This is a genomic window from Mesorhizobium sp. WSM3866 (genome assembly GCF_002294795.1).
Classification (GTDB): Bacteria; Pseudomonadota; Alphaproteobacteria; order Rhizobiales; family Rhizobiaceae; genus Mesorhizobium.
On the sequence record NZ_NSGC01000001.1, the window covers coordinates 603,480 to 625,347 of the forward strand.

The 21,868-nt window shown below is 64.5% G+C and carries 21 protein-coding genes; 20 read left to right on the forward strand and 1 reads right to left on the reverse strand.

The window, feature by feature from the left end:
* Window position 1: 1 nt before the first annotated feature.
* From CK222_RS02875 to CK222_RS02950, 16 genes are all read left to right on the forward strand, one after another.
* Complete coding sequence (locus CK222_RS02875; protein ID WP_095799317.1) at window positions 2-1,603, forward strand: di-heme oxidoredictase family protein; 1,602 nt, start codon at window positions 2-4, stop codon at window positions 1,601-1,603.
* Window positions 1,603-2,682: an imelysin family protein gene (locus CK222_RS02880; protein WP_095799318.1), complete on the forward strand. Its 1,080-nt coding sequence runs from the start codon at window positions 1,603-1,605 to the stop codon at window positions 2,680-2,682. The genes CK222_RS02875 and CK222_RS02880 overlap by 1 nt, the downstream gene beginning before the upstream one ends.
* A 4-nt stretch (window positions 2,683-2,686) precedes the next feature.
* Window positions 2,687-3,793 carry a DUF1513 domain-containing protein gene (locus CK222_RS02885; RefSeq protein ID WP_095799482.1) on the forward strand — a complete coding sequence of 369 codons (1,107 nt, stop codon included), beginning with the start codon at window positions 2,687-2,689 and terminating at the stop codon, window positions 3,791-3,793.
* A 132-nt stretch (window positions 3,794-3,925) separates the two neighbouring features.
* Window positions 3,926-4,657: a tRNA (adenosine(37)-N6)-threonylcarbamoyltransferase complex dimerization subunit type 1 TsaB gene (gene tsaB, locus CK222_RS02890; protein ID WP_095799319.1), complete on the forward strand. Its 732-nt coding sequence runs from the start codon at window positions 3,926-3,928 to the stop codon at window positions 4,655-4,657.
* Window positions 4,657-5,151, forward strand: a complete 495-nt coding sequence (rimI, locus tag CK222_RS02895; RefSeq protein ID WP_095799320.1) for a ribosomal protein S18-alanine N-acetyltransferase — start codon at window positions 4,657-4,659, stop codon at window positions 5,149-5,151. The genes tsaB and rimI overlap by 1 nt, the downstream gene beginning before the upstream one ends.
* 27 nt (window positions 5,152-5,178) lie before the next feature.
* Window positions 5,179-5,991, forward strand: a complete 813-nt coding sequence (locus CK222_RS02900; RefSeq protein WP_095799321.1) for a lysophospholipid acyltransferase family protein — start codon at window positions 5,179-5,181, stop codon at window positions 5,989-5,991.
* Window positions 5,992-6,065: 74 nt separating this feature from the next.
* Window positions 6,066-7,475, forward strand: coding sequence for a tRNA (N6-isopentenyl adenosine(37)-C2)-methylthiotransferase MiaB (gene miaB / locus CK222_RS02905; RefSeq protein WP_067324515.1), 1,410 nt, complete (start codon window positions 6,066-6,068; stop codon window positions 7,473-7,475).
* Window positions 7,476-7,604: 129 nt separating this feature from the next.
* On the forward strand, window positions 7,605-8,597 hold the full coding sequence (locus CK222_RS02910; RefSeq protein ID WP_245299624.1) for a PhoH family protein: 993 nt from the start codon (window positions 7,605-7,607) through the stop codon (window positions 8,595-8,597).
* Window positions 8,598-8,607: 10 nt separating this feature from the next.
* The gene (ybeY, locus tag CK222_RS02915) at window positions 8,608-9,105 is read left to right on the forward strand and encodes an rRNA maturation RNase YbeY (RefSeq protein ID WP_066996319.1); all 498 of its coding nucleotides are present in this window, start codon (window positions 8,608-8,610) and stop codon (window positions 9,103-9,105) included.
* 27 nt (window positions 9,106-9,132) lie between these two features.
* Window positions 9,133-10,209: a hemolysin family protein gene (locus tag CK222_RS02920; protein ID WP_095799483.1), complete on the forward strand. Its 1,077-nt coding sequence runs from the start codon at window positions 9,133-9,135 to the stop codon at window positions 10,207-10,209.
* A 199-nt stretch (window positions 10,210-10,408) separates the two neighbouring features.
* On the forward strand, window positions 10,409-11,998 hold the full coding sequence (gene lnt, locus CK222_RS02925) for an apolipoprotein N-acyltransferase (protein ID WP_066996322.1): 1,590 nt from the start codon (window positions 10,409-10,411) through the stop codon (window positions 11,996-11,998).
* Window positions 11,999-12,137: 139 nt separating this feature from the next.
* Complete coding sequence (locus CK222_RS02930) at window positions 12,138-12,560, forward strand: helix-turn-helix transcriptional regulator (protein ID WP_095777507.1); 423 nt, start codon at window positions 12,138-12,140, stop codon at window positions 12,558-12,560.
* Window positions 12,561-12,727: 167 nt separating this feature from the next.
* Window positions 12,728-14,005, forward strand: coding sequence for a methionine adenosyltransferase (gene metK, locus CK222_RS02935; RefSeq protein ID WP_095799322.1), 1,278 nt, complete (start codon window positions 12,728-12,730; stop codon window positions 14,003-14,005).
* A 20-nt stretch (window positions 14,006-14,025) separates the two neighbouring features.
* Entirely contained in the window at window positions 14,026-14,727 is a 702-nt protein-coding gene (locus tag CK222_RS02940) for a tRNA (guanosine(46)-N(7))-methyltransferase TrmB (RefSeq protein WP_095799323.1), read from the forward strand.
* Between the two features lie 195 nt (window positions 14,728-14,922).
* A complete protein-coding gene (locus CK222_RS02945) occupies window positions 14,923-15,222 on the forward strand; it encodes a DUF1778 domain-containing protein (protein ID WP_067324525.1) in 300 nt (99 codons plus the stop codon).
* 3 nt (window positions 15,223-15,225) lie between these two features.
* On the forward strand, window positions 15,226-15,735 hold the full coding sequence (locus CK222_RS02950) for a GNAT family N-acetyltransferase (RefSeq protein WP_095799324.1): 510 nt from the start codon (window positions 15,226-15,228) through the stop codon (window positions 15,733-15,735).
* Window positions 15,736-15,836: 101 nt separating this feature from the next.
* Here the strand turns inward: CK222_RS02950 and CK222_RS32145 are convergent, their stop codons facing one another.
* Window positions 15,837-15,998: a hypothetical protein gene (locus CK222_RS32145; protein ID WP_095777504.1), complete on the reverse strand. Its 162-nt coding sequence runs from the start codon at window positions 15,996-15,998 to the stop codon at window positions 15,837-15,839.
* 283 nt (window positions 15,999-16,281) lie between these two features.
* Here CK222_RS32145 and rimP point away from each other — a divergent pair, with 283 nt between their 5' ends.
* Genes rimP through infB form a run of 4 tightly spaced genes read left to right on the forward strand, consistent with a single transcriptional unit; the run spans window position 16,282 to window position 21,802 of the window.
* Window positions 16,282-16,917, forward strand: a complete 636-nt coding sequence (gene rimP, locus CK222_RS02960) for a ribosome maturation factor RimP (protein WP_095777503.1) — start codon at window positions 16,282-16,284, stop codon at window positions 16,915-16,917.
* A 45-nt stretch (window positions 16,918-16,962) separates the two neighbouring features.
* Window positions 16,963-18,555 (forward strand): transcription termination factor NusA, encoded by a 1,593-nt coding sequence (gene nusA / locus CK222_RS02965; protein WP_095799325.1) that lies wholly within the window; start codon window positions 16,963-16,965, stop codon window positions 18,553-18,555.
* A 32-nt stretch (window positions 18,556-18,587) separates the two neighbouring features.
* A complete protein-coding gene (locus CK222_RS02970; protein ID WP_095799326.1) occupies window positions 18,588-19,238 on the forward strand; it encodes an RNA-binding protein in 651 nt (216 codons plus the stop codon).
* Window positions 19,235-21,802, forward strand: coding sequence for a translation initiation factor IF-2 (gene infB, locus CK222_RS02975; protein ID WP_066996352.1), 2,568 nt, complete (start codon window positions 19,235-19,237; stop codon window positions 21,800-21,802). The genes CK222_RS02970 and infB overlap by 4 nt, the downstream gene beginning before the upstream one ends.
* Window positions 21,803-21,868: the final 66 nt, after the last annotated feature.

The following is a 21,868-nucleotide window of genomic DNA, read 5'->3' on the forward strand; positions in this document are numbered from 1 at the left end:
AATGCGGCGCCCGATAGATTTTTCGCGCCGCTCATGGCGGGCCGAGATAGCCGGCCTGCTGCTCCCGAGGAACCCGCGATACCGGATCTGGCGCGGTGCCACGCTCCTGCTGGCAATCACGCTTTCTGCTCCCGCCATGGCGGGCGAGCCGGCGGGTCTGCCGACGAGCCGCACAGATCTGACGCCGGAGGATCAGGCGCGGGTGTTGGCGGTCACCAAGCCTACGACCGACTTTACAAAGCCCGAACCGTTCGAGCTGATGCAGGGCGGCGCCGGCACGTCGAGGAAGGGCGTCAACCGCGACGCCTTCTCGCAGCCTTCCGCCAACATCACCTTCGAGGAGGAAGGGACCTTCAAGCTCGGCAATGCGCTTTTCCGCAAGAACTGGGTGTCGTCGCCGTCATCGACCCAGGCGTCCGACGGGCTCGGTCCGCTGTTCAACGAACGCGCCTGCCAGAACTGCCATCTGAAGGATGGTCGCGGCCGACCGCCGGGAAGCGGCGCAGGCTCGACCTCGATGTTCTTGCGGCTGGCGCGCGACGCAAGCAATGCCGAGGAGAGAGCCGAACTTGCCAACCATAAGCTGCTGAATTTCCCCGAACCTGTCTATGGCTCGCAATTGCAGGATCTGGCCGTTCCCGGCCTCAAGGGTGAAGGCCGCATGCGCATCGACTATTCGGAAGAGAAGGTAACGCTGGGCGACGGTGCCGTCGTTTTGCTGCGCAAGCCCCGCTACTCGGTCGAGAATCCGGGCTATGGCCCGCTCGACCCGCGCACGACGTTGTCGCCGCGCCTGACGCCGCCGATGATCGGGCTCGGCCTGATTGAGCAGATCGCCCCGGCCGACATCCTTGCCCTTGCCGATCCGCATGACCGCGACAGCGACGGCATCTCCGGCCGGCCGAACATAGTTCGCGAGGAGTTGAGCGGCGCGATAACTTTGGGCCGCTTCGGCTGGAAAGCTCAGGCCGCATCGATCCGGCAGCAGGCCGCCGATGCCTTTGCCGGCGATATCGGCATCTCGACGCCTGAAGTGCCGAAGCATTGGGGCGATTGCACCGAGGCTGAGAAGGCGTGCCTTACCCTGCCGAATGGCGTCCAAGAGCGCCTGGGCGCGGCGGAAGCGCCGCCCCCGGTCATGGACCTCGTCACCTTCTATTCGCAGAACCTCGCTGTGCCGGCGCGGCGCGACCTCGACAAGCCGGAGGTTCTTTCCGGCAAGAAGCAGTTCTACGAGATGGGCTGCATTTCCTGCCACACGCCGAAATTCGTCACCATGCGCGGCACGCCCAACAAGGCGCAAGCCTTCCAACTGATCTGGCCATATTCCGATTTCCTGCTGCACGACATGGGCGAGGGTCTCGCCGACGGGCAGCGCGTGGGGGAAGCGAGCGGCAGCGAATGGCGCACGCCCCCGCTCTGGGGCATCGGCCTGACCGCCACGGTCAATGGCAACAGCTTCTATCTGCATGACGGCCGCGCGCGGACGCTCGAAGAGGCGATCCTGTGGCATGGCGGCGAGGGCCAGAAGGCGCGCGACCGCTTTGCCGGCGCAGCTGCGGCCGACCGCGATGCGCTGATCAAATTCCTGGAGTCGCTCTGATGTTTAACCGACGTGCCGCCGCGCTTGCCCTTCCTTTCTTGCTGGCCGCAGCCTTGCCGACCCAGGCCGCGGTCAAAGCTTCCGATCTTATCGGACGCGCGATCGACGGCTTCGTCCGCCCGGCCTACGCCAGCCTCGACGATCATGCCGGGACCCTGACCCAGGCGATGCGCCAGCTCTGCAATGCGCCGTCCCAGCAAAATCTCGACGCGGCGCGTACCGAGTTTTCCGCCACAGTCGAAGCCTGGTCGGTGGCCGAGATCATCGCCTTCGGGCCCATCAAGGAAAACAACCGGCTGGAGCGCATGCTGTACTGGCCGGACCGCAAGAGCATCGGATTGAGGCAGGTGCAGTCGACCCTCGTTGCCAAGGATCCATCCGCCGACGATCCGGCGCAACTCGCGCGAAAGAGCGTTGCCATGCAGGGCCTCGGTGCGTTGGAATATGTGCTGTTCGGCGATGGTGCCGAAACGCTTGCCAGTAAGGACGATCCCTATCGCTGCGCCTACGGGGCGGCGGTGGCCAGCAACATCCAGGCGATTGCCGGCGAGGTCCGCGAAGCATGGAGCAAGCCCGATGGTTTTGCCTCGCTCTGGGCCAATCCGGGGCCGAAGAACCCGCTCTATCGTGATGGCACCGAAGCGGTCACGGAACTGGTCGGCGTTTTCATCAATGAGCTGGAAATGATCCGCGACGTGCGGCTCAAGGGTTTTCTTGGCGCGAAGCCCGATGCTGACAAGCCGAAGCAGGCGATCTACTGGCGCTCGCAGAACACGCTGAATTCGCTGGCCGGAAATCTGTCCGGCATCGACAAGCTGTTCCAGGCCTCTAAGCTCGGCGATGCGCTGCCCGCCGATGCGCGGTGGATGGCCGAATCCATCCACATCCAGCTGACCAACGGCGTGGCGACGGCGAAGTCCGTTAGCGGCCCGATCGACAAGGCGCTCGCCGATCCGGCGCTGCGCGACAAGCTCGAGCATCTCGCGCTGATCACCTCCAGCCTCTCGACCCTGATCGGCACCAGGATGACCGCCGAGTTTGGCCTGACCGCCGGCTTTTCGTCGCTGGATGGTGATTGACGCCGTGACGACGCCGCTCATCGATCGCCGCGACTTTCTGCGTGCCGCCGGCGCCGGCTTCGCCGCCGCGATGGCGCCGCGCGCCTGGGCGGAGACGCTTGCAACGGACGCCGTCTTCGCCACGGCCTTCGTCAGGCGCGACGGCAGCTTCGGCGCCGCCGTGCTCTCCGAGGCCGGCAAGATCCTGCACACGCTCGATCTGCCCGACCGTGGCCACGACGTCGCGTTCGATCCGGTGTCGAAACGCTCGGTCGTCTTCGCCCGCCAGCCCGGCACCTTCGCGATGGTCTTCGACCACACCGGCCGCGAGAAGCCTTTGATCATCGCCAGCATTGCCGGCCGGCACTTCTTCGGTCACGGCGTGTTCTCGCCCGACGGCGCGCTGCTCTATGCAACGGAAAATGATTTCGACAACGCCGCCGGCGTCGTCGGCGTCTATGACGCGCGGGCGAAGTTCAGCCGCGTCGGCGAGTTCCCGACCTACGGCATGGGTCCGCACGAACTGCTGCTGCTCGGCGACGGCAGGGCGCTCGCCATCGCCAATGGCGGCATCGAAACGCATCCGGATTTCGGCCGCGCCGAGCTCAACATCGCAACGATGAAGCCGTCCTACGCGCTGGTCGACCGCATCACTGGCGACCTGATCGAAAAGCACGAATTGCCGCCGGCGCTGCATCAGCTGTCGATCCGTCACATGGACCGCGACCGGACCGGCACCGTCTGGTTCGGCTGTCAGTATCGCGGGCCGGCGATCGACCGGCCGGCGCTGGTCGGCCGCGCCGCGCGCGGCAAGGAGCTCGAGCTTTTGGAAATGCCGCAGGACGTGCTGTCGGGCTTCCGCAACTATATCGGCTCGGTTGCCGCCAATCCCGATGCCGGCACCGTCGCCGTGACCTCGCCGGAGGGTAATTCGCTGGCCGTCATCGATGCCGCCAGCGGACGCGTTGTCGCGACGAAGTCGCTGGTCGAAGTTTGCGGTCTCGCGCCGGACGGCGCCGACTTCATGGCAACGACCGGCGCTGGCGAGATCGTCGGCGGTCCGGGCGGGACGCGCGCCGAACCCGATTATGTCTGGGACAACCACGTGCTGCGCATCGCGGCTGCGGGCTGATCGCTGTCAAGGCCAGCTTCCTGATGTCGTGCTAAAGCCAAGCCGCATAACATTTATGCGGCGTGGCCCTTGCGGCGGCGGGCCATGCCGGGCACAGGGAATGTGTTTCGATACAGTTGGTTAACCGGCCCTATGAAGCTGCTCGCCATCGACTGCGCCGCCAATCTCTGCGCCGCCTGCGTACACGACGCTGACGCTGGCATCGAGCTTGGCCGCCAGGTGCTCGACCTCGGCAAAGGGCATGCCGAGCATCTGATGGCCGTCATCGAGGCGGCATTGAAGGCCAGCGGGATCGGCTATCAAGGCTTGGACGCTGTAGCCGTCTCGATCGGCCCCGGTTCCTTCACCGGCCTGCGCGTCGGCGTCTCGACCGCGCGTGGCTTGGCCCTGGCGCTGAAGATCCCGGCTATCGGCGTGACGACGCTGGAAGCGTTGGCGGCGGAAGCCGCGAATGCCTTTCCCGGCCGTGCCGTGCTGGCGGCGCTCGACGCCGGCCGCGAGGAACTCCATGCGGCACTTTTCGATGAAGCGTTAGTTCTGACTTACGGACCAACGGTGGCCACGCTTTCCCAAGCGACCGGAATGGCAGTCGATGCGAAAGCGGTCCTCACCGGCACCGCCGCGCCGCTGATTGCGGCAGCGGCCGGGCCGGACTTCGACACCGGGCCGGCCGTAGCCACAGCCGACATCGCGACCTATGCCCGACTGGCCGCCGCGAAAGGGCCAGGCGCAAAGCCGAAGCCGCTCTATCTGCGCGGCGCCGACGCCAAGCCGCAGGCCGGTTTCATTCTGCCAAGGCGGAACCATGAATCCGGGAAGCCGGGTTCTGGAGAAGATCATGCACCAAAGGGAAAAAAATCCTGATGCGCATCCCTTTCTTTAAGCCGCGCCGCAGGGATTATGCGCTGGAGCCGCTGACGGTGGCCGACAGCGCCGCCGTTGCGGTGCTGCATCGCGAGGATTTCGTTCGCCCCTGGACCGATGGCGAGTTCGCGGCACTGCTCGAACAGGACACCGTGTTCGGTTACGCCGCGCGCGAGACCGGGCAGGGTGCGAAGCCGCCGGTCGGTTTCGTGCTGGCGCGGCTCGCGGCAGGCGAGGGCGAGATCCTTACGGTCGCGGTGGCTCGCGCCCATCGGCGCCAGGGGCTTGGCTGGCAATTGATCGATGCGGTGCTGCGCGAATTGCATGCGCAGCGCGCCGAGGCGCTGTTCCTCGAGGTCGACGAGACCAATACGCCGGCCGTCGCACTCTATCGCCGGCTCGGCTTCCGTCAGGTCGGCCAGCGTCCGAACTACTACCGGTCGACCGAGCACGGCCCGACCGGCGCGCTTGTCATGCGCCGCGATCTTCGCTAGCCAGACTGTGGGATAGGGCCGGAGCGAATGGTCAAGAAATTGCGGATTTTCCTGGCGTTCGGCCTCGTCGCCGCCGGCACGCTGGTGCTGGCGCCGCTGCAGCTCCTGTCGATGAAGACGAGGCTTTGGCCGGAGACAGTCCTCCTCAAGATCTGGCACAGCATGATCCTCAAGGCGCTCGGCATGCGCGTGCACGTCAAAGGCGCGCTCTCGAAAGAGCGCCCCTTGCTCATCGCTGCCAACCACATCTCCTGGACCGACATCATGGTGCTCGGCTCCTTTGTCGATGTGAAGTTCATCGCCAGGGCCGACATGGAAGGTTGGCCGATGATCGGCATGCTGTCCAAGCTGCAGCGCACCGTCTTTATCGAGCGCGACCGCAAACGCACCTCCGGCGACCAGGCGAGCGAGATCGCCAGACGCATGGCCAAGGGCGATGCGATGGTTCTGTTCGCCGAGGGTTCGACCGGGGACGGCAATCTGGTGCTGCCGTTCAAGAGCACCTTGTTCGGTGCCGCCTCGATGGCGATTTCGGAAGGGGCGGCGGACCAAGTGTTTATCCAGCCGGTGGCGATCGCCTATACGCGCCTGCACGGCGTGCCGATGGGCCGCCGCCACCGGCCGATCGCCGCCTGGATCGGCGACCAGGATCTGATACCGCATTTGAAGGGTTTGCTTGCCGAGGGCTCGCTCGATGCCGAAGTGCATTTCGGTGATCCGGTGCCCTTCTCCAAGGGTTCTAACCGCAAGGAAACGGCAAGATTGATGGAAGCGAGAGTGCGCGAGATGATGCAGGCTGCGCTCGCCGAGCCGCGTCCCAGTCGTCAGCGCATAGCTTGAAAAATCGACGCGCGGCGCCGTAGCCTGCCGGAATCGGCTGTTTTTTGTCGCGGAAAGGCGTTAGAAGCCGCCCGATGGAATTGAACACGATTGAAAGCCACGACATCGGCACCGCGCCTGAGCGCGAGCCGGTGCATGCCGGGGCGGCGAAAAAGGTCTTCGTCAAGACTTATGGCTGCCAGATGAATGTCTACGATTCCCAGCGTATGACCGATGCGCTGGCGGCCGACGGCTATGTCGCCACCGACGCCGTCGAAGACGCCGATCTGGTGCTGCTCAACACCTGCCACATCCGCGAGAAGGCAGCCGAAAAAGTCTATTCGGAGCTTGGCCGCATCCGCGACATGAAGGCCGAGCGCGCCGAGGCCGGCCGTGAGCTGCTGATCGGCGTCGCCGGCTGCGTGGCACAGGCCGAAGGGGCGGAAATCATACGCCGTGCGCCGGCCGTCGATCTCGTCATCGGCCCGCAGACCTATCACCGGCTGCCCGACGTGCTGGCGAGGGTACGCGGCGGCGAGAAGATCGTCGAGACCGACTACGCCATTGAGAACAAATTCGAGCATCTGCCGCAGCCGAAGCGCGCCGAACTGGCAAAGCGCGGCGTGACCGCTTTCCTTACCGTGCAGGAGGGCTGCGACAAGTTCTGCACCTTCTGCGTCGTGCCCTATACGCGCGGCTCCGAAGTCTCGCGGCCGGTGGCCCAGATCGTCGCCGAGGCCGAGCGCCTCGCCGAGGCTGGCGTGCGCGAGGTGACGCTGCTCGGTCAGAACGTCAACGCCTGGCACGGCGAGGGCGAAAACGGCGAGGAATGGGGCCTCGGCCGCCTGCTCTTCCGCCTGGCGAAAATTCCCGGCCTGGCGCGACTGCGCTACACCACCAGCCATCCGCGCGACATGGATGATGAATTGATCGCCGCGCACCGTGACCTGCCGGCCTTGATGCCCTATCTGCATTTACCAGTGCAGTCTGGCTCCGACCGGATACTGAAGGCGATGAACCGCAGGCATACGGCACGCGATTATCTGGCGCTCATCGATCGCATCCGCGCCGCCCGCGGCGATATCGCCATGTCCGGCGACTTCATCGTCGGCTTCCCCGGCGAGACGGAAGCGGATTTCGAGGCAACGCTCGAACTGGTGCGCGAGGTGAATTACGCTTCGGCCTTCACGTTCAAATATTCGCCGCGTCCCGGCACGCCGGGCGCCGAGATGGACGGCCATGTGTCGGAAGCCGTGAAGGACGAGCGGCTGCAGCGCCTGCAGGCGCTGGTCAACGAGCAGCAGAAGGCATTCATCGCCAGCCTGGTCGGCCGCACGGTCAGCACGCTGATCGAGAAGCCCGGCCGCCACGCCGGTCAGATCGTCGGCCGCTCGCCCTGGCTGCAGCCTGTTATTGTTGACGACAAGGCCGGCGGAATCGGTGACATTATCGACGTACGAATCACGAAGACAGGTCCCAACAGCCTGTTCGCCGAGTTGGCCTGATGCATGTCGCCCAAAAAGTGCTCGGGTCAACGACATGCATAGCCACAAGCCTCGGCAGATGAGGAGAGACGGTTGAGCGCTGCTGAACTGAAGAATCCGCCCCAGAACCAGGCATCCGGGGCCTCCGACATGGCGCACATCGTACTGACCTTCGACAACAACAAGCTTGCCAGCGCCCTATACGGCCAGTTCGACGAGAATCTGGCCCGTCTCGAGCAGAAGCTCGGCGTTGACATCCGTTCGCGGGGTAACCAGCTTGCGATCAAGGGCACGGCTTCGGCCGCCGAGCAGGCGCGCCGCGCGCTCGACACGCTCTACGGCATTCTGCAGAAGGGTGTCGATATCGGCCAGTCCGACGTCGACGGCGCCGTGCGCATGGCGATCGCCGCCGACGACCAGCTGACGCTGCCCACCATGGAGCGCAAGGGCAAGGTTTCGGCCGCCCAGATCGCCACGCGCAAGCGCACGATCTATGCCCGTTCGCTCAACCAGGACGCCTATATGCGCGCGCTGGAGCGCTCCGAAATGGTCTTCGGCATCGGCCCGGCCGGCACCGGCAAGACCTATCTGGCGGTGGCCCATGCGGCGATGCTGCTCGAGCGCGGCATGGTCGAGCGCATCGTGCTGTCGCGCCCGGCGGTCGAGGCCGGCGAGCGGCTCGGCTTCCTGCCCGGCGACATGAAGGAGAAGGTCGACCCCTATCTGCGGCCGCTCTACGACGCGCTCTACGACATGATGCCGGCCGACAAGGTCGAGCGGGCGATCGCCGCCGAGGTCATCGAGATCGCACCGTTAGCCTTCATGCGCGGCCGCACACTGGCGCATGCCGCGGTGATCCTCGACGAGGCGCAGAACACCACGCCGATGCAGATGAAGATGTTCCTCACCCGTCTCGGCGAGAACTCGCGCATGATCGTCACCGGCGATCCGACCCAGATCGACCTGCCGCCCAACACCAAGTCGGGCCTGGTCGAGGCGCTGCGCATCCTCGACGGCGTGCCGGGCATAGTCACGGTCCGCTTCAACGAGGGCGATGTCGTGCGCCATCCGCTGGTTGCCGAGATCGTCAAGGCCTATGACCGGGACGGCAAGTTCGCCAGGGGCCTCGGCGCCGAGAGCTGATCCAAGCCCCATGGCTGAAAATCCGGGATCCAGCGGCAAGACGCCGGTCGACATCGATATTTTCGTCGAGGCCGGCGACTGGCCCCCTGAGGCCGAGCTGGCGCACCTGGTCGATCAGGCCGTCGCTGCCGCCTTTGCCGAAACCGGCGCGAGCGGCGCTTCGGAGCTCAGCGTCGTTTTTTCCGACGACGCCCATATCCGCACTCTCAACGCCGAATGGCGCGGCAAGGACAAGCCGACCAACGTACTGTCTTTCCCGGCTTTTTCCGTTCCGAAAGGCGCCGAGCTGCCGCCGATGTTGGGCGACATCGTGCTTGCTTCCGAGACCGTTGCGCGTGAGGCCGCACTGGAAGACAAGCCGCTGGCGAACCATATCACCCATCTCGTCATCCATGGCCTGCTGCATCTTCTGGGCCATGATCACGAGACCGACGCCGAGGCCGAGGAGATGGAAGCGATCGAGCGCGCGGCGCTTGCGAGGCTTGCCATTCCCGATCCCTACGCGTAACAAAAAAGACCAATTGACCTGATGGCGATGAACGATAAACCAGAAACTGCCGCCCGTCCGGACGCCGGCAGTGCGGCCAAGCCTTCCGAAAAATCGGAAGAGGGCTCCAGTCCGAGTATTCCGACCGGCAGCGTGGCCGCCGAGCCTCCGCATGCCGGTCCTTCTCTCTTCGATCGCGTGCTAGGCCTGTTCAGGCACCGCAACGGCACCAACCTGCGCGAGGAGATCGCCGACGCGCTGGCCGAGACGGCCACCGATGCCGAATCCTTCTCGCCCGGCGAACGTGCGATGCTCAACAACATCCTGCGGCTGCGCGAAGTGCGCGTCGAGGACGTCATGGTGCCGCGTGCCGATATCGAGGCGGTCGAGATCACCACCTCACTTGGCGATCTGCTTGGCCTCTTCGAACAGTCCGGTCATTCCCGCATGCCGGTCTATTCCGAAACGCTCGACGATCCGCGCGGCATGGTCCACATACGCGACGTTCTCGCCCACATCACCAAGGTCGCCCGCGTCAAGAAGGGCCGGGCGAACAGGAAGGCCCAGGCGCCGACCATCCTCGATCTGGCCCAGGTCGATCTCGCCCGCACCATCGGCGATCTCGACCTGATCCGTCCGGTGCTGTTCGTGCCGCCATCGATGCTTGCTTCCGACCTGATGGGGCGCATGCAGACGACGCGGACCCAGATGGCGCTGGTCATCGACGAATATGGCGGCACCGACGGCCTCGCCTCGCTGGAAGACATCGTCGAGATGGTGGTCGGCGACATCGAGGACGAGCACGACGACGACGAGCCGATGATCACCCGGATCGGAGAGGGCGTGTTCGTGGTCGACGGCAAGGCCGAGATCGACGAGGTCGCCAAGATGATCGGCGAGGATTTCGCCGCCGGCGAGCACGGCGAATATGTCGACACCATCGGCGGCATGATCTTCAACACGCTCGGCCGGGTTCCGGCCCGTGGCGAAGTGGTGCAGGCCATACCGGGCTTCGAATTCCACGTGCTCGACGCCGATCCGCGCCGCGTCAAGCGGGTGCGCATCGTGCAGAGCCCGAAGGGCGAACGGCAGCGCCGCCGCGCGGCGCGCGCCGAGCAGGCCTGATATTCGCTAATGCCGATCGATGACCACACAGACCGTGCGCATTGTGCCCAAAGAGGAGGCCGAGCGACTGAGCGGCCTCAGCATTGAAGGGTGGCACCGTTAGCGCGACCGTGAATTTGTTGCGCTTACTCGTGTTTGGAGCATCCGGCTCGGCCTGTTAAATCTCTGGCTGCCTGATTCGCGCGACTTGGAAAGTTGAATGCAGCGCTTTGCCGGCCGGATAATTCTGCTGTGGGGGTGGCGGCGGTCGCTGGTAGCGTTTGTCGCGGGAGCGCTCGCGGTTCTCGCCCAGGCGCCTTACGATTTCTTCGCCGTCTGTTTCGTCTCGTTTCCGGTGCTTGTCTGGCTGCTCGACGGCGCCACCGGTGAAGCCTCCGACGGCTGGCTGCGTCGCCTTCGCCCGGCTTTCGCCATCGGGTGGTGGTTCGGCTTCGGCTATTTCCTCGCCGGCCTCTGGTGGATCGGCCAGGCCCTTCTTGTCGAGGCCGACAGCTTCGCCTGGGCGCTGCCCTTCGCCGTCGTCGGCATCCCCTTTGGGCTCGCCTTCTTCTATGGTTTTGCGACGCTCGTGGCGCGGCTTTGCTGGAGCAGTGATATCGGCCGCATCGCCGCACTTGCCTTCGGCTTCGGCCTTGCGGAATGGCTGCGCGATTTCCTGTTCACCGGCTTTCCCTGGAATGCCGTCGGCTATGCCGCAATGCCGGTGCCCCTCCTGATGCAAAGCGTGTCGGTGACGGGCATGATCGGCATGAACGCGCTCGCCGTTTTTGTCTTTTCCCTGCCGGCGCTTGTCGCGGCGCGCCGGCATCTCAGGCTGGGCTTGGCCTTGTTCGTCGCTCTCGTTGCCGCTCACGTCGGCTTCGGCTATTTCAGGCTTGCCGTCCCAGCCCCGCCGGCCACCCGCTCGATCGACGTGCGCATCGTTCAGCCCGCCGTCGACCTCACCGAGAAATGGGATGCCTCGGTGCGCGACCGCATCTTCGCCACGCTGATGGGGATTTCGGCGAAGGCACCGGAGCAAGGCCATGCCAAGCCGCAACTGATCCTGTGGCCGGAAACGTCCGTGCCGTTCCTGTTCACGGAGCGTCCGGACGCGCTGACGGCCTTGGGCGATATGCTGGGCGACGGCCAGATGCTGATCGCCGGCGTGGTGCGCGAGGAGGGTGGCGCAGGCAATGCCGGCAGCCGTTATTACAACTCCGTGGTGGCGATCAACGACAAGGGCGAGATCGTCGATGCTGTCGACAAGGTGCATCTGGTGCCGTTCGGCGAATATCTGCCTTTTGCCGGCCTGTTCGAGCGTTTCGGCATAGGCCAGCTCGTTGCCGGACCGATGAATTTCGCCGCCGGCAACGAACGCCATCCGATCGCGGTGCCGAACGGCCTGCGCGCGGTTCCGTTCATCTGTTACGAGGTCATCTTTCCTGACCTCGTTGCAATCGATGCAGCGTCATCCGAGCTTATTGTGAACGTCACCAACGACGCCTGGTTTGGCGACACGCCAGGCCCTTACCAGCACTTCAGGCAGGCGCAGATTCGTGCGGTGGAGAATGGAGTGCCTTTGTTGCGTGCGGCCAACAACGGCATCTCCGCCGTTGTCGATTCGCGTGGGCGCATCGTCGATGCCCTGGCAGTCGATGCGCGCGGCGCCATCGACGCCCATGTGCCGGTTTCCGGGCGCGCCCTGCTAACCGCCGATCAGCGGCGAATTAACGGATTGCTGATCATGTTGCTGTTTGCCCTCGCGGCCCTCACATTGAATGTAAGGCAGCGGCTACGGGTGAATTGACAGTCGGCACATTAGAAACTCATACTGTAACGCCTAAAATTTTCTCGAAGTCGGTTGGAGGGGTCTGTTGGGGCAGGTGGCTCCGGTTTCGTTTGGGCGGCAAAAATAGAAAAAGCCGGAAAAATTCGGCGAGGAAAAAATGACAGAAGAGAACAAGAAGAAGCCGAATCCGATCGACATTCATGTCGGCAGTCGTATTCGGCTGCGTCGCAATATGCTTGGAATGAGCCAGGAAAAGCTGGGTGAAAATCTCGGCATCACGTTTCAGCAGATACAGAAGTACGAAAAGGGGACCAACAGGGTCGGCGCCAGCCGCCTGCAGGCAATCGCCTCCATCCTGAGCGTCCCTGTCGCCTTCTTCTTCGAGGACGCCCCCGGTCAGGAAGCGGTCACCGGCAATCGGGGATTTGCCGAGGATGCCTCGATGACTTTCGCGATCGAATTCTGCGGCAGCCCGGAAGGGCTTCAGCTCAATCGTGCCTTCGTCAAGATTCCCGACGTCAAGGTGCGGCGCCGGATTATCGATCTTGTGAAGTCCCTTTCGCCGGACGACGCCGAGTGAATCCAGGCTCATGTCGCCGGCGGTGCCCTGCCGCCGGTGGCACAAGTTGATTGTGCCGATAGTCATGCCAGATCTGTCGCGCCGCTTGACGAGCGGCGCCCGGCACCGCTAACACGTGGCGCGCCAAAATCGGCAGCCTTGCCGATCCTTTTCAAGAGGGGACACCCGTGACGCGGCAGAACTATCTCTTCACCTCGGAATCCGTCTCCGAAGGCCATCCCGACAAAGTCTGTGACCGTATCTCCGACGAGATCGTCGATCTCGTCTATCGCGAGGCCAGGAAGACGGGCATGGACCCGTGGAAGGTGCGCGTTGCCTGCGAGACGCTGGCCACCACCAACCGCGTCGTCATCGCCGGCGAGGTCAGGGTTCCCGAGACGCTGCTGAAGAAGGACAAGGCAGGCAACATCCTCAAGGATGCGGCGGGCCACCCGGTCGTCAATCCGACCAAGTTCAAATCGGTCGCCCGCAGGGCCATCCGTGAGATCGGCTACGAGCAAGCCGGCTTCCATTGGAGGACGGCCAAGATCGAGGTGCTGCTGCACGGCCAGTCGCCGGACATTGGCCAGGGCGTCGACAATGCCGCCGACCGCCAGGGCGAGGAAGGCGCGGGCGACCAGGGCATCATGTTCGGCTATGCCTGCCGCGAGACGCCGGACCTGATGCCGGCACCAATCTACTACAGCCACAAGATCCTCGAATTGCTTGCCGCCGCGCGCCACGAAGGCAACGGCGAGGCCGCCAAGCTCGGCCCGGACGCCAAGAGCCAGGTCACCGTGCGCTATGCCAACGGCAAGGCGGCGGAAGTGACGCAGATCGTGCTTTCCACCCAGCACCTCGACTCGAGCTGGGATTCCAAGAAGGTCCGCAATGTCGTCGAGCCATACGTCCGCGAGGCGCTTGGCGAACTCAAGGTTGCCGACGACTGCAACTGGTACATCAACCCGACCGGCAAGTTCGTGATCGGCGGGCCAGACGGCGATGCCGGCCTGACCGGCCGCAAGATCATCGTCGATACCTATGGCGGTGCTGCGCCCCATGGCGGCGGCGCCTTCTCCGGCAAGGACACCACCAAGGTCGACCGTTCGGCTGCTTATGCGGCGCGCTATCTCGCCAAGAACGTGGTAGCGGCCAAGCTCGCCGACCGCTGCACCATCCAGCTTTCCTACGCCATCGGCGTCGCCCAGCCGCTGTCGGTGTATGTTGACCTGCACGGCACCGGCAGGGTCGACGAGGCCAGGCTCGAGGAGGCGCTGCGCAAGGTGATGGACCTCTCGCCTTCCGGCATCCGCCGTCATCTCGACCTCAACAAGCCGATCTACGCGAAAACCTCGTCCTATGGCCATTTCGGCCGCAAGGCCGGCCGGGACGGTTCCTTCTCCTGGGAGAAGACGGACCTTGCCAAGGCGCTCAAGGACGCGGTTGCCGATGCGATTGCCGCCTGACGGCTTCGCCAGACCTGTTCATGGAGCCAACCGACAGGCCAAGCCGCGCGACCGAAGCATTTTTCGGCCGCCGGCACGGCAAGACCATTCGTCCGCAGCAGGCCAAGGCGCTTGAACGTGGCTTGCGCGCCTATCGCCTCGACCTGACGGCGGAGGCACCCGCGGACCTTGGAACGCTGTTCAAGGCGGACGTTTCAGCCTGTCGGCTCGAGATCGGCTTCGGCGGCGGCGAACATCTTCTGCATCGCGCGACGGAGGCTCCGGCGACCGGTTTCATCGGCGTCGAGCCCTTCGTCAACGGCATGGCCAAGATGATGACGGCGCTCGACAAGCGCCCGCTCGCCAATCTGAAAGTCTATGACGACGACGCCACGCGTCTGCTCGACTGGCTGCCGCCAGCCTCGCTCGACGGCATCGACCTGCTCTATCCCGATCCGTGGCCGAAGAAGAAGCACTGGAAGCGGCGCTTTGTCAGCCCCGCCAATCTCGACCGGTTCGCCCGGGTTCTGAAGCCGGGCGGGAGATTCCGCTTCGCCTCCGATATCGACAGCTATGTGAACTGGACGCTGCTCGCCTGCAGCGCCAATGGCGGTTTCGCCTGGCAGGCAAACGAGGCTGCCGACTGGCACACGCCCTATGAGGGCTGGCCCGGCACCCGCTACGAGGCGAAGGCCCTTCGCGCGGGAAGGCGGCCCGCCTATCTGACCTTTATCCGGAAGTAGGCCGACCGAGCACTAACTTCCCAGGAACCGGTAACCAGCCGCTCAGCAGCGGGCGATCGCTTGCAAAGTGGTCTTCCCGGTCGCAGAGAACCCGGCTTGCGGCCGGCCTGGGATTATTCATGTATTGCAGTTCGCGCTACATGCTGCCATATTATTCGCGCTACATGCTGCCATATTAACGGCAGGGAGATAATTATGGCCGCCACCGTGGAACGTAAGGAATACCCGATCTCGATGCGCCTGCCGGAGGCGGACGTGGCGATCATTGATCGTGCCGCCGCTCTCCGCGGCCGGTCCCGCACGGATTTCGTGCGCGATGCTGCCGTGCGCGCGGCCGAAGATGTGTTGATGGACAGCCGCCTTATCCGCATGAGCCCGGAAGGCTTCGCGGAGTTTATCGAGGTTCTGTCAGCCCCGGTCGCTCCGGTTCCCGACATGGTGGAATTGGCAAAGCGGCCCGCGCCCTGGGAAGCCGGTTACGCAGCAAAGCGCTAGGCCGTGGCCTTATCGGCTCCCGAACCGCTTGGCGCAGCTCACGACGTTTCCGGGTTTTCCTGCGGGAAACCTACACTTGATCACTGGCTGAAAACGCGCGCGCTCTCCAATCAGGAGAAAGGCTTCACGGCCGTTCTCGTTGTCCGCGAGGCCGGCCGAGTGGTCGGATATTATGGCTTGGCGCCGACGGCTGTGGTGCCGTCGATCTTGCCCCGGTCGATTCGCACAAGGCAACCGCCCGATCCGGTGCCCTGTCTTCTCCTTGGCCAGCTTGCGACCGATACAGAATGGGCTGGGCGCGGTGTCGGCACTGGCTTGCTGAAGCACGCGCTCCAGCGCTGCGTTCAGGCTGCAGATCTGATTGGAGGACGTGCGCTCATGGTCAATGCAATCGACGGGGAGGCGGCGCAATTCTGGCAAAGACGGGGATTTCTGCCGACGAAGGACGATCCGCTTGTCTTGTTCCGTTCGATTGCTGCAATCGCTGCGTCGCTCGTAGAAGCCCAGAAGTAGGGGCGAGGGCTGCCTCTCGAAGAAGCCGCGACCGCCAACGAATTCTGCGCCTCGAGGCTTAAGCTCGAACTCAGCTATTGTCCGTTTCTTCCGTGGGCGGCCTAAAAGCGGCCGAGCTTGTCGAAAGCGGCCGGGTCAATGCCGAGTTTCTTCAGGTCGCTGCGGCGCGGCTTGCGGTTCGCCTCGACGGCCCGCGATGCGGCAGCCGCGCTGCCGAACGTGCCAAGAAAATCGCCAATCACAAAAAACAATCCACGGTCCATGACAAATACCTTCGCGCGCCAGTGCGCCCGACCTTTCTTTCTGCACCGCAACATAGATGGTTGTCGGCAGGCGAAGGTTACAGAGGCGCCGGCGCATGGCTGCCATGCTCGGCACGCAACGCTGCTACCCTCGGGGCTTCCGATGCATCGTCAGGCTTGAAACGCCGGGCGGGATCGTTTATATCAGCCTCAAATTCTTGGTCGGTATGACGAAGAGTGGGTCCACCCGGTCCCGCTCTTTTTTGTTACCTGCCGGCCGGAGCGACAAGGCGACAGGAAACTTATGACCGCAGCGGCAAGCGAGGCCGACGACCGTATCATCCGCGAAAGCGGTATCGATGCGCGCATTGCGCTGATCATACAGCCGGTGCTGAAGGCCATCGGCTTCCGCCTCGTGCGGGTGCAACTGACCGGCCAGAACGGGCTGACGCTGCAAATCATGGCCGAGCGCGACGACGGCACCATGACCGTCGAGGATTGCGAAGAGGTCAGCCGCGCGGTTTCGCCCGCGCTCGATGTCGAAGATCCGATCGAAAAGGCGTATCATCTCGAAGTCTCGTCGCCGGGCATCGACCGGCCGCTGGTGCGCAAATCGGATTTCACCACCTGGACCGGCCATCTGGTCAAGATGGAGACGTCGGTCCTCATCGGCGACCGCAAGCGCTTCAAAGGCAAGATCGCCGAGGCGGACTCCGACGGCATCTTGCTGGAGCGCGACAAGGCGGCCTATGGCGAAGAGCCGACGGTACGCGTGCCCTATGACGCGATTGCCGAGGCGCGCCTGGTGCTGACCGACGATCTTATCCGCGAGGCCCTGTCGAAGGACAACAGGGCCCGCAAGGAAGCAAAAAAACGCCGGGGCGAAGCGGAAGAAGATGCAATCGCCGGCGAAGAAAACGAAACCGAACAGGAAAGTTGATCGAGCTTCAGGGCCGATGCCCGGAGCGAAGTCGGGAGAAAGACAATGGTTGTAAGCGCCAACAGGCTCGAACTGCTGCAGATCGCCGATGCGGTCGCGCGTGAAAAGTCGATCGATAAGCAGATCGTCATCGCCGCGATGGCCGATGCGATCCAGAAGGCGGCGCGTTCGCGTTATGGGCAGGAAACCAATATCCGTGCCGACATCAATCCCAATACGGGCGAGATGAAGCTGCAGCGGCTGATGGAAGTGGTCGAGAAGGTCGAGGATTACGCGACGCAGATCGCCCTTTCCACGGCGCGCGAGCGCAATCCCGACGCCCAGCTCGGCGACTTCATCGCCGAACAGCTGCCGCCGATGGATTTCGGCCGCATCGCCGCGCAGTCGGCCAAGCAGGTCATCGTCCAGAAGGTGCGCGAGGCCGAGCGCGATCGTCAGTATGACGAGTACAAGGACCGCATCGGCGAGATCGTCAACGGCACCGTCAAACGCGTCGAATATGGCAACGTCATCGTCGACCTCGGCCGCGGCGAGGCGATCATCCGGCGCGACGAGTTGATCCCGCGCGAGAACTACAAATATGGCGACCGCGTCCGCGCCTATGTCTACGACGTGCGCCGCGAGCAGCGCGGCCCGCAAATCTTCCTGTCGCGCACGCATCCGCAGTTCATGGCCAAGCTCTTCACCATGGAAGTGCCGGAGATCTACGACGGCATCATCGAGATCAAGTCGGTCGCCCGCGATCCGGGCTCGCGCGCCAAGATCGCCGTCATCTCGCGGGATTCCTCCATCGATCCGGTCGGCGCCTGCGTCGGCATGCGCGGCAGCCGCGTCCAGGCGGTGGTCGGCGAATTGCAGGGCGAGAAGATCGATATCATTCCGTGGTCGCCTTCGGCCGCTTCCTTCATCGTCAATGCGCTGCAGCCGGCCGAAGTCGCCAAGGTGGTGCTCGACGAGGATGCGGAGCGCATCGAGGTGGTCGTGCCGGACGACCAGCTGTCGCTGGCCATCGGCCGCCGCGGCCAGAACGTGCGTCTTGCCTCGCAGCTCACCGGCTGGGACATCGACATCCTGACCGAGCAGGAAGAGAGCGAGCGCCGCCAGAAGGAATTCGTCGAGCGTTCGGCCCTCTTCATGGAAGCCCTCGATGTCGACGAGATGGTCGGCCAGGTGCTTGCCTCGGAAGGCTTCACCAGCGTCGAGGAAGTCGCCTATGTCGATTCTGGCGAAATCTCCTCGATCGACGGCTTCGACGAGGACACCGCTTCGGAAATCCAGTCGCGCGCCCGCGAATATCTGGAGAAGATCGAGGCCGAGCACGACGAGAAGCGCAAGGCGCTCGGCGTCGAGGACGAGCTGCGCGAGATCCCCGGCATCACCACGGCCATGATGGTGACCCTCGGCGAGGACGGCGTGAAGACGATCGAGGACTTCGCCGGCTATGCCGCCGACGACCTGATCGGCTGGAAGGAACGCAAGGACGGCGAGACCAAGGTCTATCCCGGTGTGCTCGCCGATCACGGCGTCTCGCGCGCCGATGCGGAGCAGATGGTGCTGACCGCTCGCAAGAAGGCCGGCTGGATTTCCGAGGAAGAACTGGCCGCTGAGGAAGCGCCCGGTGAAACCGTCGGTGCGTGAGGTGACCACCAATCGCAAAACCCGTGGACGACATGAACGATCGCACTTGCATCGTCACGCGCAGGCAGGCCGAAGCGGATGAACTGATCCGCTTCGTCGTCGGCCCGGATTCGGCCGTCGTTCCGGACATCAAGCGAAATCTGCCCGGCCGCGGTTGCTGGGTCACCGCCGATCGCCTACATATCGACAAGGCAGCGGCGAAGAACCTGTTTGCCCGCGCTTTCAAGGCGCAGGTCACCGTTCCAGCCGAACTCGGCGACATTGTCGACGGGCTGCTTTCCAGATCCGCCCTGGGCATGTTGGGTCTTGCTCGCAAGGCCGGAGCGGTCGTACTGGGCGCCGCCAAGGTAGAGGCTGCCGTGCGCGACGGGCAGGCGCTCTTCGTGCTGCACGCGAGGGAAGCCTCGGACGACGGCGTGCGCAAGATCAGTCAGGCGCGGCGGGCAACCGTTCATCTCGGCGGCCCCGCTACACCGGCCTACAAACTTTTCCCCGAAGCCGAGTTGAGCTTGGCATTGGGGGGTACAAATGTGATACATGCTGCCGTCCTCGCGCAGGATGCGGGTAAGGCGGTTGAGAAGCGCATGGTTGCGCTCGACCGTTATCGGGGCGGAACCCCGGACGATTTGGCAATGCTTGCGGCCGTTGCTGACGATGATGATGCCGCAGAGGATATGGAATGAGCGATACGAAATCGGGCGACGACAAGACGTTGAGCGTTACGCCGAAGAAGACCTTGACGCTGAAGCGCCCTGGCCTCGAGCAGGGCACCGTGCGCCAGAATTTCTCGCACGGACGCACCAAGTCGGTCGTGGTCGAGACCAAGAAGCGCAAGTTCTCGCTGCCCGGCGACAAGCCGGAGCCGGTGGCGCCGTCCGTCTTCACCCCGAAGCCCGCAGCCGCGGCACCCGCGCCTGCCGTGCCGGAAGCGCCGAAGGCGCCGCCGCAGCCGGAACGCTCCGGCATGGTGCTGAACGAATTGTCGCGCGGCGAGATGGAAGCGCGCCGCAGGGCGCTCGAAGGCTCCAAGGCGCGTGAGATCGAGGATCGTCAGCGCGCCCAGGAAGAGGCCAAGCGCCGCGCCGAGGAGGAAGAGCGCCGCAAGCGCGAGCGTGAGGAGTCCGCCCGCCGTCAGGCCGAGGAAGAGGCACGTCTGCAAACCGAGGCCGAGTCCCGCCGCCGCGCCGAGGAAGAAGCGCGCCGCCGCGCCCCGCAAGCCGCCGAACTGGCCACGGCCGACGAGGAAGAGGAGGTCAAGCCGCGGCGCCCTGGTGGTGCCGGCGCCGGAGCGCCTGTGCGCCGTCTGGTCACGCCGGAAGTCGCGCGGCCGGCCAAGCCGACCAAGGGCGAGGAAGACCGTCGCCGCGGCAAGCTGACGCTGAACACCGCGCTGTCGGATGAAGATGCGCGCGGCCGCTCGCTGTCGTCGATGCGCCGCCGCCAGGAAAAATTCAAGCGCGCGATGCACAACGAGCCGCGCGAGAAAGTCATGCGCGAAGTGATCCTGCCCGAAACCATCACCATCCAGGAACTGGCGCAGCGCATGTCCGAGCGCGCCGTGGACGTGGTCAAGTTCTTCATGAAGCAGGGCCAGATCTTGAAGCCGGGCGACGTCATCGACGCCGATACGGCCGAGCTGGTCGCTTCCGAATTCGGCCATACGGTCCGCCGCGTCGCCGAGTCCGACATCGAGGAAGGCCTGTTCAACATCGCCGACCGTCCGGAAGACCTGGTGTCGCGTCCGCCCGTGGTGACCATCATGGGCCATGTCGACCACGGCAAGACCTCGCTGCTCGACGCCATCCGCAACGCCAATGTCGTCTCCGGCGAGGCCGGCGGCATCACCCAGCACATCGGCGCCTACCAGATCGAAAAGAACGGTCAGAAGATCACCTTCATCGACACGCCCGGCCACGCCGCCTTCACGGCGATGCGCGCTCGCGGCGCCCAGGTGACCGACATCGCCGTGCTGGTGGTGGCGGCCGACGACAGCGTCATGCCGCAGACGATCGAATCGATCAATCACGCCAAGGCGGCCGGCGTGCCGATCATCGTGGCGATCAACAAGATCGACAAGCGCGACGCCGACCCGCAGAAGGTGCGCACTGAACTGCTGCGCCACGAAGTGTTCGTGGAATCGATGGGCGGTGAGGTGCTGGACGTCGAGGTTTCGGCGACCAAGGGCACCAATCTCGACAAGCTGCTGGAAGCGATTCTGCTGCAAGCCGAAGTCCTCGACCTCAAGGCCAATCCCGACCGCACCGCCGAAGGCGCGGTCATCGAGGCGCAGCTGGACAAGGGCCGCGGTCCGGTCGCCACCGTGCTGGTGCAGACCGGCACGCTGATGCCCGGCGACATCATCGTCGCCGGCAACGAATGGGGCCGTGTCCGCGCGCTGGTCAACGATCGCGGCGAGCATGTGCCGGAAGCGCCGCCGGCAATGCCGGTCGAGGTGCTCGGCCTCCAGGGCACGCCGCAGGCAGGCGACCGCTTCGCGGTCGTCAACAACGAGGCGCGTGCGCGTGAGATCACCGAGTATCGCCAGCGCCTGGCGCGCGAGAAGGCGGTGGCCAAGCATGCCGGCCAGCGCGGCTCGCTCGAGCAGATGATGTCGCAGTTGCAAGCGAGCGGGCTGAAGGAGTTTCCGCTGGTCATCAAGGGCGACGTGCAGGGCTCGATCGAAGCGATCAACGCTGCGCTCGAAAAGCTCGGCAACGACGAGGTCAGGGTACGGATCGTTCATTCGGGCGCCGGCGGCATCACCGAGACCGACGTCTCGCTTGCCGAGACCTCGGGCGCTGCGATCATCGGCTTCAACGTCCGCGCCAATGCGCAGGCGCGCACGGCTGCTGCCGCTGCCGGCATCGAGATCCGCTACTATTCGATCATCTACAACCTCGTCGATGACGTGAAGGCAGCTCTTTCCGGCATGCTCTCGCCCGAGCGGCGCGAGACCTTCATCGGCAATGCCGAGATCCTCGAGATCTTCGACATCTCGAAGGTCGGCAAGATCGCCGGCTGCCGCGTCACCGAAGGCAAGGTCGAGCGTGGCGCGGGCGTGCGCCTGATCCGCGACAACGTCGTCGTCCACGAAGGCACGCTGAAGACGCTGAAGCGCTTCAAGGACGAGGTTTCGGAAGTGCCGGGCGGTCAGGAATGCGGCATGGCCTTCCAGAACTACGAGGACATGCGCGTCGGCGACGTCATCGAGTGCTTCCGCGTCGAGATGGTGAGCCGGACGCTCTAATTTCGGATATACTGCCGGAATTCACCGGGCGGCGGCCGCAAGGCTGCCGCCCGAGATCCTTGTTTC

Excerpts from the sequence above, each read along its gene's own strand:
- CK222_RS02875 (WP_095799317.1), top strand. The coding sequence starts at position 2 with ATGCGGCGCCCGATAGATTTTTCGCGCCGCTCATGGCGGGCCGAGATA.
- CK222_RS02880 (WP_095799318.1), top strand. The coding sequence starts at position 1,603 with ATGTTTAACCGACGTGCCGCCGCGCTTGCCCTTCCTTTCTTGCTGGCC.
- tsaB (WP_095799319.1), top strand. The coding sequence starts at position 3,926 with ATGAAGCTGCTCGCCATCGACTGCGCCGCCAATCTCTGCGCCGCCTGC.
- rimI (WP_095799320.1), top strand. The coding sequence starts at position 4,657 with ATGCGCATCCCTTTCTTTAAGCCGCGCCGCAGGGATTATGCGCTGGAG.
- CK222_RS02900 (WP_095799321.1), top strand. The coding sequence starts at position 5,179 with ATGGTCAAGAAATTGCGGATTTTCCTGGCGTTCGGCCTCGTCGCCGCC.
- miaB (WP_067324515.1), top strand. The coding sequence starts at position 6,066 with ATGGAATTGAACACGATTGAAAGCCACGACATCGGCACCGCGCCTGAG.
- CK222_RS02910 (WP_245299624.1), top strand. The coding sequence starts at position 7,605 with ATGGCGCACATCGTACTGACCTTCGACAACAACAAGCTTGCCAGCGCC.
- ybeY (WP_066996319.1), top strand. The coding sequence starts at position 8,608 with ATGGCTGAAAATCCGGGATCCAGCGGCAAGACGCCGGTCGACATCGAT.
- CK222_RS02920 (WP_095799483.1), top strand. The coding sequence starts at position 9,133 with ATGAACGATAAACCAGAAACTGCCGCCCGTCCGGACGCCGGCAGTGCG.
- lnt (WP_066996322.1), top strand. The coding sequence starts at position 10,409 with ATGCAGCGCTTTGCCGGCCGGATAATTCTGCTGTGGGGGTGGCGGCGG.
- CK222_RS02930 (WP_095777507.1), top strand. The coding sequence starts at position 12,138 with ATGACAGAAGAGAACAAGAAGAAGCCGAATCCGATCGACATTCATGTC.
- CK222_RS02940 (WP_095799323.1), top strand. The coding sequence starts at position 14,026 with ATGGAGCCAACCGACAGGCCAAGCCGCGCGACCGAAGCATTTTTCGGC.
- CK222_RS02945 (WP_067324525.1), top strand. The coding sequence starts at position 14,923 with ATGGCCGCCACCGTGGAACGTAAGGAATACCCGATCTCGATGCGCCTG.
- CK222_RS32145 (WP_095777504.1), bottom strand. The coding sequence starts at position 15,998 with ATGGACCGTGGATTGTTTTTTGTGATTGGCGATTTTCTTGGCACGTTC.
- rimP (WP_095777503.1), top strand. The coding sequence starts at position 16,282 with ATGACCGCAGCGGCAAGCGAGGCCGACGACCGTATCATCCGCGAAAGC.
- nusA (WP_095799325.1), top strand. The coding sequence starts at position 16,963 with ATGGTTGTAAGCGCCAACAGGCTCGAACTGCTGCAGATCGCCGATGCG.
- CK222_RS02970 (WP_095799326.1), top strand. The coding sequence starts at position 18,588 with ATGAACGATCGCACTTGCATCGTCACGCGCAGGCAGGCCGAAGCGGAT.
- infB (WP_066996352.1), top strand. The coding sequence starts at position 19,235 with ATGAGCGATACGAAATCGGGCGACGACAAGACGTTGAGCGTTACGCCG.